At 66.0% G+C, this 11,676-nt stretch carries 11 protein-coding genes; 5 read left to right on the top strand and 6 right to left on the bottom strand.

The genetic code is table 11. The annotated features are described in order from the left end of the window. Window positions 1–3: 3 nt before the first annotated feature. From L0U84_RS32275 to L0U84_RS32260, 4 genes are all read left to right on the top strand, one after another. Entirely contained in the window at window positions 4–834 is an 831-nt protein-coding gene (locus L0U84_RS32275) for an amidohydrolase family protein (protein ID WP_233856107.1), read from the top strand. A gap of 341 nt (window positions 835–1,175) precedes the next feature. After that, window positions 1,176–2,909: a pyrroloquinoline quinone-dependent dehydrogenase gene (locus tag L0U84_RS32270; RefSeq protein ID WP_233856106.1), complete on the top strand. Its 1,734-nt coding sequence runs from the start codon at window positions 1,176–1,178 to the stop codon at window positions 2,907–2,909. Beyond that, window positions 2,906–3,526 carry a c-type cytochrome gene (locus L0U84_RS32265; RefSeq protein ID WP_233856105.1) on the top strand — a complete coding sequence of 207 codons (621 nt, stop codon included), beginning with the start codon at window positions 2,906–2,908 and terminating at the stop codon, window positions 3,524–3,526. Before L0U84_RS32270 ends, L0U84_RS32265 begins: the two co-directional genes overlap by 4 nt. Window positions 3,527–3,541: 15 nt before the next feature. Continuing rightward, complete coding sequence (locus L0U84_RS32260) at window positions 3,542–4,204, top strand: ankyrin repeat domain-containing protein (protein ID WP_233856104.1); 663 nt, start codon at window positions 3,542–3,544, stop codon at window positions 4,202–4,204. A gap of 22 nt (window positions 4,205–4,226) precedes the next feature. On the opposite strand, the gene gph is transcribed toward L0U84_RS32260, so the two are convergent. From gph to L0U84_RS32235, 5 genes are all read right to left on the bottom strand, one after another. Next, window positions 4,227–4,946, bottom strand: a complete 720-nt coding sequence (gene gph, locus L0U84_RS32255) for a phosphoglycolate phosphatase (RefSeq protein WP_442794065.1) — start codon at window positions 4,944–4,946, stop codon at window positions 4,227–4,229. Continuing rightward, window positions 4,937–5,764: an HAD-IA family hydrolase gene (locus L0U84_RS32250; RefSeq protein ID WP_233856103.1), complete on the bottom strand. Its 828-nt coding sequence runs from the start codon at window positions 5,762–5,764 to the stop codon at window positions 4,937–4,939. Before L0U84_RS32250 ends, gph begins: the two co-directional genes overlap by 10 nt. A 134-nt stretch (window positions 5,765–5,898) precedes the next feature. Beyond that, the gene (locus tag L0U84_RS32245; RefSeq protein WP_129960047.1) at window positions 5,899–6,321 is read right to left on the bottom strand and encodes an ExbD/TolR family protein; all 423 of its coding nucleotides are present in this window, start codon (window positions 6,319–6,321) and stop codon (window positions 5,899–5,901) included. Beyond that, on the bottom strand, window positions 6,312–7,091 hold the full coding sequence (locus tag L0U84_RS32240; RefSeq protein ID WP_129960046.1) for a MotA/TolQ/ExbB proton channel family protein: 780 nt from the start codon (window positions 7,089–7,091) through the stop codon (window positions 6,312–6,314). The genes L0U84_RS32245 and L0U84_RS32240 overlap by 10 nt, the downstream gene beginning before the upstream one ends. 45 nt (window positions 7,092–7,136) lie before the next feature. Beyond that, window positions 7,137–7,901 (bottom strand): energy transducer TonB, encoded by a 765-nt coding sequence (locus tag L0U84_RS32235; protein WP_233856102.1) that lies wholly within the window; start codon window positions 7,899–7,901, stop codon window positions 7,137–7,139. A 179-nt stretch (window positions 7,902–8,080) separates the two neighbouring features. On the opposite strand from L0U84_RS32235, the gene L0U84_RS32230 reads away from it, so the two are divergent. Beyond that, the gene (locus tag L0U84_RS32230) at window positions 8,081–9,220 is read left to right on the top strand and encodes a YVTN family beta-propeller repeat protein (RefSeq protein WP_233856101.1); all 1,140 of its coding nucleotides are present in this window, start codon (window positions 8,081–8,083) and stop codon (window positions 9,218–9,220) included. Between the two features lie 76 nt (window positions 9,221–9,296). Here the strand turns inward: L0U84_RS32230 and L0U84_RS32225 are convergent, their stop codons facing one another. Next, the gene (locus tag L0U84_RS32225; RefSeq protein ID WP_233856100.1) at window positions 9,297–11,672 is read right to left on the bottom strand and encodes a TonB-dependent receptor; all 2,376 of its coding nucleotides are present in this window, start codon (window positions 11,670–11,672) and stop codon (window positions 9,297–9,299) included. Window positions 11,673–11,676: the final 4 nt, after the last annotated feature.

The following is an 11,676-nucleotide window of genomic DNA, read 5'->3' as shown; positions in this document are numbered from 1 at the left end:
CTCATGAGCGTATTCGACGAAGACAAGATCGACTGCCATTGCCACGTGTTCGATCCGGTCCGCTTTCCGTATCGCGACGACACCGCTTATCGGCCGGCGCAGCAGGAGATCGGCACCGCCGCGCAGTTCGTGCGCGTGATGGATGCGTATGGCGTGCGCCACGCGCTGCTGGTCGGCCCGACGAGCGGCTATCGCAGCGACAACCGCTGCCTGCTCGATGCGCTCGAAACCTACGCGGCGCGTTTTCGCGGCATTGCGGTGGTCGATAACGACATCGGCCGTGGCGAACTGGTCGCGTTACAGCGGGCGGGGGTGATAGGCGTCGCGTTCAATCCGGCGATGGAGGGCGTCGAACTCGTGCTCGAAGCGGGCGAGTTGTTCGGTATCCTGGCCGATCTCGGCATGGTCGCGCAGATCCAGGTCGCCGGCGACCAGATGACGGCGCTCGGTCCCTGGCTCGCACGGCAGCCGGCCGCGATCGTCGTCGATCACTGCGGCCGCCCCAATCTCGCGGACGGCGTCGCGCAGGCCGGCTTCGACTCGCTGCTGCGGCTCGCGGATAGCGGCCGGGCCAGCGTCAAGCTGTCGGGCTGGCAGAAGTATTCGCGTGCCCCGCATCCGTACGAGGACACCTGGCCGTACGCGCAGGCGCTGTTGCGCGCGTTCGGGCCCGAGCACTGCGTATGGGGTTCCGACTGGCCGTTTCTGCGCGCGCCGGAGCGGCTCGACTACGGTCCGCTGCTGACGATGTTCGAGACGATCGTTCCCGACGCGACACTGCGTCGGCAGATCCAGTGGGAAACGCCGCGCCGGCTATTCGGTTTCGACGCGTAGCCCGCTCGCCGCGACCTGGGTGAAAGCGATGACCGGCGCGGCGATGAGCGGCCACAATGGTGCAGACTCATCAATTCCCACTCCTTAACGATTTGCTCTAGAAAATCCGGAACACATCGCCTACCCTTAATCGAGCCGGCTTTCCGCGAGCCCGTGCATCACTTCTCCCCACTGCGCGAAGCCGACCCGTCCTGACAAAGCTAACAACGATTCGAAGTCGTACGCTTGCGTTGTCTGCGAGGGTTGCGCCACCGTGTTCTTTCACGCTGTCGTCCGCGTGGATCCCATGTCGCACTCCTGCGCTGCAATTCATCGGAACAATAAAAAGCTAGGAGACGCTCATGCCATTCAATCGTGTTCAAGGAATTATCGGCCTGCCGCTGCTCGCCATTGCTTTCGGCTTGCCCGCGGCTCATGCCGCCGACGAAGTCCAGAACAGCTCGACCACCACCGCTGCGCCGATGCCCTCGACGCTTCAGCCCGTAAGCCAGGATCAGCTCGATCGCGCCGGCAGTACGACGGCGGCCTGGCTGCATCCGAACGGGTCGTACGCGCAGACGCGCTATTACCCCGGCTCGCAGATCAACAAGACGAACGTCGCGAAGCTCAGACCGGTGTTCATCTTTCAGACGGCCGTCCACGAGTCAATGGAAACGGCGCCGATCGTGAAGGACGGTGTGATGTTCCTGACCACGTCGTTCAATCACGTGTACGCGATCGATGCGACGACCGGCAAGGAGTACTGGCATTACAAGCACAAGATGGGTCCGGTCACGACGTTCTGTTGCGGGCCCAACAACCGTGGCGTAGCGATCTCCGGTGACCGGCTCTATATGGGCACACTAGATTCCAAACTCGTCGCGCTCGACGCCAAAACCGGCAACGTGCTGTGGCAAACCAAGATCGCCGATCCCGACGAGGGCTACTCGGAAACGATGGCGCCGACGGTCGTCGACGGCAAGGTGCTGATCGGCACGAACGGCGGAGAGTACGGCATTCGCGGCTTCGTGAAGGCGTTCGACGCGAATTCCGGCCAGTTGCTGTGGACCTTCTACACGATTCCTGACAGCGGCCAGGAAGGCGTATGGGCCACCAAGGACGCGACCGGCCGCGACGAGAAGCGCGACATCGCCGCGGAGAAGAAGCAACTGGCCGACAAGGGCGGCGACTTCTACAAGACGCTCGGCGGCGGCGTCTGGATGACGCCGGCGGTCGACCGGAAAACGCACACGGTGTTCTTCGTGGTCGGCAATCCGTCGCCGGACCTGTATGGCGCGATCCGGCCGGGAGACAACCTGTATACGGATTCGCTCGTCGCGATCGATCTCGACACCGGCAAGTACAAATGGCATTACCAGTATGTGCCGCACGATGTCTGGGACCTCGACGCGGTGAGCCCGCCGATCCTGATCGACGTGCGCGACAACGACGGCAAGATGATCCCCGGCGTCGTGCATGCGGGCAAGACCGGTCACGTGTACGTGCATGATCGCGCCACCGGCCGTCTGATCCGCTTCTCGCAGGCGATGATTCCGCAGGAGGACATGTGGACCCTGCCGACCGCGGCCGGCGCGCGCATGCTGCCGGGCGCGAACGGCGGCGTCGAGTGGTCGCCGATCGCGTTCGATCCGCAAACGCGCCTCGTCTACGCGGCCAACCTGCATCAACCGATGACGTACCAGGTCGAGGACGCCGCCTATCCGGGCGGCAGCAAGCTGTGGCTCGGCGGCGCGTTCAAGGTGATTGCGTCAGAGCAGCAATGGGGCAAGCTGTCGGCCGTCAACGTCGACACCGGCAAGGTCGCGTGGGACTACAAGACCGACCAGCCGCTGATCGGCGGCGTACTCGCGACGGCGGGCGGCCTCGTGTTCAACGGCGAAGGCAACGGCCTGTTCCGCGCGTTCGATGCCGCCAGCGGCAAGAAGCTGTGGGAGTTCCAGTGCGGCGCGGGCGTCAACGCGCCGGCCGTGTCGTACACGGTGAACGGCAAGCAATACGTGGCGGTCGCGGCGGGCGGCAATACGCAGCTCGACTTCAAGCGCGGCGATAGCGTCGTCGTGTTCGCGGTGCCATGAGGGGGCCGGTGCTGCGGGGAGCGCGGGGGGTGGCCCGTGCTGCGTGGGTGGCGCTGCTGTGCGGCGGGTTGATCGCCGCACGGCTGCCGACGGGCGCGCACGCCGATGCCGAGGCGGGCAAGCCGAAAGCGCAGGCGTGCATGACCTGTCATGGGCCGATGGGCAATTCGACCAATCCGGACTATCCGATTCTGGCCGGGCAAAATGCGCGCTATCTGTATCTGGAACTGAAGGACTTCAAGCTGGGACGGCGCAGCCATCCGCCCATGTCGCCGATGGCGTCGGATTTATCGAGCGAGGACATGCAGGACATCGCCGACTACTTCGCCGCGCAGGATCTCGTGCCGGTGCGGTTCAACGCCGATGGCGCGAGCATCGAAGCGGGCAGCAAGAAGGCTGCCGAGGTGCTGTGCACGATGTGCCATCAAGGCGGCTTTTCCGGGCAGAACGAGATTCCGCGCGTCGCGGGTCAGCAGTATCAGTACATCGTCAAGCAATTGCAGGACTTTCGCTCGCACACGCGCACCAACGATGCGGGCAACATGGCCAGCGTGACGCGCAATCTGACCGACGACGACATTCATCATCTGGCCGCCTACATCAACAATCTGCAGTAGCACGGGGAACCCACCATGACAGACATGTTCACTCGGCCGTTGGCGGCCGCCGTTCTGCTCGCCACCGCATTCGGCGCCTGCGTGCCGGCGCTCGCGCAGGACCAGGGCGAAATCAACCGCCAACTGCTCGCGGCCGCGAAGGACGACGATCAGCAGTCGGTCGCCGCGGCGCTGCAGCGCGGCGCGTCGGTCGACGCGATGAACCGGATCGGCGACACCGCGCTCGTCACCGCGTGCAAGAAGGGCGACACGGCGATGGCGCGCACGCTGATCGAGCGCGGCGCGAACGTGCAGCATGCGAACGCGCCGGGCGACACGCCGTTGATGGCCGCTGCCTTCGGCGGCTTCGACGAAATCGTTGCGCTGCTGCTCGCGCATGGCGCCGATCCGCTCGCGACCGATCGCGTCGGCAAGACCGCGATGGAATACGCGGCGGGCCAGGGGCAAACGAAGGTCGTCGGTCAATTGCTCGACGCCGGCGTCGACGTGAACCGGGCCTACAAGAACGATCTGACCGCGCTGATGTGGGCGGCCGGCTACGATCGCGCGGACACCGCCCAGCTGTTGCTCGCACGCGGCGCGAGCCGGTCGCTGAAGGACAACCGGGGGATGACGGCGAGAGATATCGCGGTGCAGACGAAGTCGGATCGGGTGGCGGGGTTGCTGTCGGCGAGTTAGGCGCTCGACGCGGGCGCGGGCACTACTTCGCGCTCGCGTCGACGCTCTCGTTTGCATCGAGGTCCGGCCGCGCTTGCGCGAGAATCGCCGGCAATGCCTCGAACGAATCGATCAGCGTATCTCCGCGCGGCAGGTCGGCGCCGCTCGCGCAGCCATAGCCATAGCTGACGATAAAAACCGGCAGACCGGCCGCACGCGCGGCCGCGACATCGACCGATGAATCGCCGACCAGCACGCAACGTTCGGGCTCGACGTCGAGCAACCGGCACGCGTGCCAAAGCGGCTCGGGCGACGGCTTCATGCTCGCCACGGTGTCGCCCGCGACCAGCACGTCCAGATGAGCGGCAAGCCCGGTCTTTTCGAGCAGCGCTGCCGCCAGTGCCTGCGGCTTGTTGGTCACGCACGCGCAGCGGTAGCCGTGCTGCCGCAACGCGCGCAACCCGGCCATCACGCCAGGAAATACCCGACCCAGCGTCGCGTTGGTCACCTCATAGTGCCGCTCGAACACGGCCTGCGCGTGCTCCAGTTCGACGTGCTCGCCCGTGCCCGCCGCGTCCAGCGAGCGTCGCACGAGCCTGCGCACGCCATTGCCGATGAAGCCGGTCACCGTGTCCAACGGTAGTGGCGCGGCGCCGATGTCCTTCAGCATCAGGGCGACGGCCGCGACGATGTCCGGCGCGGTATCGACCATCGTGCCATCGAGATCGATCAGGACTGCGTGGTAGTCGCGGTTCATCGCCACGACGCGCTCGCATTCGCGCTCGCCTGGTCCGCGTTCAGTGCGCCGCGCGTAGCCGTATCGGGACGCCGCGCGGCGTCTTCATGCCAGCGGCGCAGTGTCGCCAGATCGACCCAGCGATGCCATTCGCCGCGCACCATCGCAACGATCGGCGTGTGCGGATCGCCCAGATGAGGCAACACGGCCAGCGCGCCGTCGAAGTCCTCGTGAGCGGTAAAAGCGCTCGGCGTGACGACGACCGGCACGCGCGCGGCGTGCGCCGCCAGCAGGCCGTTGCGCGAGTCCTCGAAGGCGAGACAGGCGGTGGGCTGCAAGCCGAGCTGTTGGAGCACGTGGCGATAGACGTCGGGGGCTGGTTTTTTCGCCACCGTGGTGCCGGCGTCGCCGATCGCCGCGAAGCGATGGCGCCAGCTCGCGCCGAAATGCGTCTGCAGCAACGCATCGAGGTTGGCGGGTGTCGTGGTCGTCGCGATCGCCACGCGCAGACCAGCCTCGTTCGCTTCGTCGATCAGACGCGCGATGCCGGGCCGCAGCGGCACGCCGCGCTCGCGCATGCGCTCGGTGTAGTGGCGGGTTTTCAGCGCATGCAGCGCATCGACGATTTCCCGTGCGCGCGGGCCCCCGGCTTCTTCGCACTCGACCGTGCGCCAGTAATGCAGCAGACGCTCCTTGCCGCCCGCCACCTTCAGCAGACTCGAATAGAGCGCTTCGTCCCAGCACCAGTCGAGGCCCGCTTCCGCAAACGCGGCGTTGAATGCGTGCAGATGAGCGGTCTCGGTGTCGGCGAGCGTGCCGTCGACGTCGAAGATAAGGGCTTGCATCGTGCGGTCCTCGCGAGGGTGGGTGCCGTTCAGACACGCACCACGATAGCCGAGCCGTCCGCCGATTCAAATTCAGAGATTCTTTCGCCGCCGATAAGCCTTGCTTTATGTGGCGGCAAGCACGCCGGGCCACGTCATTTGCCCAACTGCGGGTCGGTCACGAAGCCCATCTTCGTCAGCCCGCCGCGCTGCGCCGCCGACATCACCATCGCCACCCGCTCATACGGCACCTTGCGATCGGCGCGCAGATGCAACTCCGGCTGCGGGGTCGCGAGGGCGGCCTGGGCGATGCGCGCGCGCAAGCCGTCGTCGCTCACGGGCTGACCGTCCCACAGCAGCGTGCCGTCCGCCTGCACCGCGACGTCCACGTGCGCGGGCTTGACCGCTTCGGGCTGGCTGCTCGCGTGCGGCAGATCGATCCTGACCGCGTGTTGCAGCGCCGGAATGGTGACGAGAAAAATGATCAGCAGGACCAGCATCACGTCGACGAGCGGCGTCATGTTGATCTCGTTCATCAGACCTTGATCGTCGTCGTCGGAGAAAGGGCTCATTGCCATTCGAGGTCTCCGTCGCGGCTGGCGTTCGTCGCGTTCGTCGCATTCGTGCCGCGTGGGACCACGCGCATCTGCGGCCCGGCGCTCGACGGCAACTGCGAGCCGGTCACGAAGTATGCGTGCAAGCCGTGCGCGAAGCGCTTCAGGCGCGCGACGATCGAGCGGTTCGCGCGCGTCAGTCCGTTGTAGCCGAGCACGGCGGGAATCGCGACGAACAGGCCGAACGCCGTCATGATCAGCGACTCGCCGACCGGGCCAGCGACATGATCGATCGAAGTCTGACCGGTCTCGCCGATCACGATCAGCGCATGGTAGATGCCCCATACCGTGCCGAACAGCCCGACGAAAGGCGCGGTGCTGCCGATCGACGCGAGGATCGCGAGGCCGCTTTGCAGACGCGCGATCGTTTCGTCCATCGTGTCCTGCAGACGCCGGGTGATCCAGTCGGACACGTCGATGCGGTCGTGCAGATGCTGCTGCGTCTGCCGATGATGCGTCGCGGCTTCATGGCCCGCCAGCGCGAGCGCGAGCAGCGGGTTGTCGTGCGCGCTCGATGCCGGGTGGCCGAGGCTGCGCAGTCCGTCGTCGAAACGGTCCGCGCTCCAGAAGCGCGCGTCGCTCTGGCTGGTCACGCGCCTGAGGCGCATCAGCTGCCACAGCTTCACGATGATCACCGTCCACGACAGCACCGACATGATCACGAGCACGCACAGAATGCCGCGCGTGACGATATCGCCCGAGTCCCAGACGTTTGCGAGTCCGTAATGTTGCATAGCGAGTTCCTTCGTTTGGTGTCCGTGGTCTGTTGCGTGGTTCGGTTACTCGGTCAGGCCGAACACGAACGATTGCGAGTACGCGGCGCGCACCGGCGTGCCGTTTTCGGTGTACGGCTGACAGGCGCCCGCATGCACGGCGGCGAGCGCGGCTTCGTCGAGGCGCGAGGAGCCGCTGCTGGTTTGCAGGTGAGCCGTTTCGATATGCCCGCTCAGCCCGACGACGAAACGCACGACGGCCGTGCCATGCTCGCCGCGCCGCTTCGCGACGTCGGGATAGTCGGGCTTCGGAATCGAGCAGTCGACATGCGACACATTGCGCGGCTCGGTCGACGCCGGCACGGCCGGCTGGGCGGCGGCCGCTGCCGTCTCGGGCACGGCGAGCTGCGGTGCGGGCGCTGGCACGGCCGCTTGCGTGACCGGCTGCGCGGTGCTTTCGCGGGTCGCGGACGGCGTCGGCACAGGCTTTTCCACGCTGCGCGGCACCTGTACGCGCGGCTGAGGCACCGGTTTGACGCGCGCGACGGGGCGCGCGACGGGCGGCGTCGGCGCTGGCGGAACGACGGCGGCGGGCGGGGGCGGCGCGGGCGGTGAAACGATCGGTGCGGGCGGCTCGGGGCTCAGCAGCAACGCGGTGATCGTGCGCGGCTCGAGCGGACGCTCGACCGTCCTGTTGCGCGCGTTCAACGCGATGGCGAGCAGCACCAGATGCGCGACGATCACGGCGCCCAGCACGATCGCCGCGCGACGGTAACCGGCCGCGGGATGCAGCGCACTTGCAGGGTTCAACATGGCAACTTGCAGCATCATCGCCACCTCCGAAGTCATTGTCCCCCGCCGACCCTGCTTTTCAAACCCGCGACGGCCGGCGCGGCGCAATTCGGGAAAATCTCCCGCCTGATCCGCGTTGTCAAACAAGCGCCCGGTGGGCTACCTTGAAACGATGACGCGAACCATCGCGGCGCGCGATATCAACCCGGAGTACAACGATGCTGGAGACACGGATTTCCCCCCGACCGCCACGCCGTTCCCTCGCGCTGGCCTGCGCGTTCGTGCTGGCCGCGAGCGCCGCGCATGCGGCGGCCGCGCCGCTCGCCTACGTGACGAGCGAGAAGGCCGGCGTCGGCGTGATCGATCTCGACCAGATGACGCTCGCGCAGACCTTTCCGGTCGGCGCGGACGGCCCGCGCGGCCTGAGCCTCAATGCCGACGGCACGCGTCTGCTGGTCGCCAACAAGAACACAAACGATCTCGCGGTGATCGACACCGCCACGGGCAAGGTCGTCAAACGCGTGAAGATCGGCAAAAACCCTGAATACGTGCGGGTGCGCAACGGCTACGCGTACGTGACCTACGAGCCCGGCGAGGACGGCGGACCGCCGGGAGGCAAACCGGAAGCGAAGGGGGACGATAAGCCCGACGCGAAGGCAGACAACAAGCCCGCGGCGACCGCGGGCGGCAAGCCCGGCGCGGACGACGACGACGCGAACAAGCCGCCCGCCGAAATCGCGATCATCGATATGAAGAACTGGCACGTGATCCGCTCGGTTACGAGCGGCCACGAAACCGAAGGCATCGAATTCTCGCGCGACGGACAGATGATGCTCGTCACCAACGAGGGCGACGATACGGTATCGGTCTACCACGCGCGCACCGGCGCGCCGATCCGGACCGTGAAGCTCGCGCCGGGTGGCCGGCCGCGCGGCATCCGGCTGTCGCCCGACGGCAAGCACTACGTGGTCACGCTGGAGTCGCTCAGCAAGTTCGTCGTGATCGACGCGCACACGTTCGAGGTGCTCAAGACCGTCGACACCAAACTTGGGCCCTATGGTGTCGCGTTCGGTCCGAACGGTCAGCGGCTGTTCGTGGCCGCCGCGCGCGATAAGGTGGTGCAGGTATTCGACGGCCACACCTATGAACATGTCGCCGATGTGCCGGTCGGCCAGCGCTGCTGGCATTTCAGCTTCACGCCGGACGGCTCGAAGCTGATGGTTGCGTGCGGGCGCTCCGACGCGGTCTACGTGCTCGACGCGAAGAGCTATCAGCCGCTCAAGCAGATCGGCGATCTGCCGCTCGCGTGGGGCATCGTCACGTATCCGCATAGCGACGGCTCGATCGAATCGCATTGAGCGAAGCTGGCGAATTCGCGCAGCGCGGCGCCTCCCCGGCGCCGCGCCTCGATGACGTGCGCCCCGCTAATCGCCATTACTTCCACGCATACCTCATCCCCACCCAGAACCCCCTCGGCGCACCCGGTCCGACGAACTGCTCGTTGACCGGGGCCGCACCGTTGAACGTGTTGCCGGGTCCGGTAAAGAAGTTTTCCCCGAGCGCGCCGAAGCTCGCATAGCGTTTGTCGAGCAGGTTCGACACCGAGGCGAACACCTGCAGCTGTTTCGTCACCTGGTAGCTGGTGTCCATATCGATCAGCAGATAGCCGGAGATCTTGCCGTTCACGTCCTGGTTGTTTTCGTCGCCCTGCGCGTAGATGCTGCCGCGCCATGTCAGGTTCGTGCTGATCCGCCATTTCGGGGTGGCCGCGTAATCGAGCCGCAGCTTGACGGTGGTCGCCGGAATGCTCGGGATGTGGTCGCCGGGGTGAATGGTGATGTTGCCGTTCGCGTCGGCGCTCGAGTTGCTCGGGCTGCTTTCGACCCACGTCGACTGATAGGTCGCGTTGACGTAGCTATAGCTGCCGGTCACGGTGAACGGACCATATTTCGTCTGCCCGGCCAGTTCGACGCCTTGCCGGCGCGTGCGCCCGACGTTCTGGAAAAAGCCCTGCGAACTGCCCGCGCCGTTGCTGCTGATGAACTGGATGTCGTTGTCGAGCGTCGTGCTGTAGGCAGCCGCGCTCCACGTCGTGTTGCCGCCGATCCTGCCGCGCGCGCCGACTTCATAGGTCTTCGAAATGACCGGCTGCAACGACGGATCGGAGATGAAGTCGTTCGGCAGCGAACACGGCGCGTTCGGGTCGGCGCAGGCGAGCTCGATCGCGGTCGGCGAGCGCATGCCCTCGTTGTAGGTCGCATAGGCGGTGAACGTCGGCGTCGGATTCCAGTTGATGCCAATGGCCGGATTGAAGCGCGAGAACGTATGGTGGCCGTCGAGCTGCGGCTGCGTGCCGGTTTCGTCGCCGATCGTCGCATCGGCCCAGTTGTAGCGGCCCGACAGCGTCAGCGCCCACTGCGGCGTCAGCGACAGCGTGTCCGTCAGGTAGAGGCCGTAGTTGGTGTTGTGCGTGTTCGCGTCGGTCTGCTGCACGAAATTGCCGATGCCGACCGTCGCGCGCGAATCGGTGAACATCGCGTCCTGCGACGACTGCGTGAAGCGCGAATCGGCCGCATCGACAGCCATACCCGCGATGAACTGGTTCTTCATGCCGCCGAGCTTGCCGAGCAGTGTTAGCTGCAGACTCGCGCCGTAGCTGTCGGTTGACACGGTCGACTGCACGTTGGTCGCCTGCAACGTGTCGACGCTGCCGTCGGGGTTGATCGTGCCGAAGTCGTTGTTGACGTTGCTGCTGGTGTTGGTGTTGCGAAAGTGCCGGTAGTACGCGTTGCCGCTCAGCTCGACGTTGTCGTTGAAGTAATGATCGCCCGACAGCGTCAGGTAGCCGACGCTGTTCTGATTCTGATCGGGATACGTGTACGGTTGCTTGGGGTTATTGAACCACGACTTCGGAATGGTTTGCGTGCCGTGCAGATCGTTGTCCGCGCCGCCGGCCGACAACGACAGTGTCGTGTCGGCGTCGGTATAGCGCAGCTTGCCGAACACCTGGCGGATGCGGCTCTCGTTCTGCTCGGCCCAGCCGTTGTCGTTCGCGGCGTTGGCGGTGAAGTAGTAGTCGAGATTCTGGCCGATCGTGCTGCCCTGTTCGATCTGCGCGGCCTTGCGTCCCCACGAGCCGCCCTGTATTTCGGCCTCGCCGACCGGGTTGTCCTTGCCGTTTTTCGTCGTGACCGCGATCGCGCCGCCCAGCGTGTTGAAGCCGAAGGTCGGATTGGAGCCGGGGATCAGCTGGATCGTGTCGATCGCCTGTTGCGGCAGCAGGTCCCAGTTGACGACGTCGCCGAACGGTTCGTTCACCCGCACGCCGTCGACGAACACCGACAAACCCTGCGGCGTGCCCAGCAGCGGCGACGCGGTAAAGCCGCGATAGAACAGGTTCATCTGATACGGGTTGCCCTGCGCGTCGGAGATCGTGACGCTCGGCAGATTCGCCGCGAGATAGTCGCTGAGCGTCTGGCGGTTCTGCTGTTCGAGATCCGTCGCGTGCACCGTCTGCACGTTGGCCGGCACCAGGTTGAGCGGCGTGCCGATGCCGAGCAGCGGCGTGGTGCCGACGATGACGATCGGCGCAAGCGTCGTGGTGGGTGTCGTGACGCTGTTGGCGTTGTCGTCGGCTGCCTTGGAAGCGGCAGCGGAAGACGCCGGCGCCGGCGCCGACGCCGCAGCCGGCGGCTCGGCCTGCGCCCACACGCTGGTGGACAGACCGGCGAGCGCGCCGCCGACGCAGAAGGTAATACCGGCGCGCCGCTGAAGCCGGCGTTTGCGGCGTGCTGGTGATCGCATGCTCATCGTT

Source organism: Paraburkholderia sp. HD33-4 (genome assembly GCF_021390635.1).
In the GTDB taxonomy this organism is placed as follows: Bacteria; Pseudomonadota; Gammaproteobacteria; order Burkholderiales; family Burkholderiaceae; genus Paraburkholderia.
The sequence above is the reverse complement of the archived record's forward strand: the minus strand, read 5'-3'. Positions and strand labels throughout refer to the sequence as shown.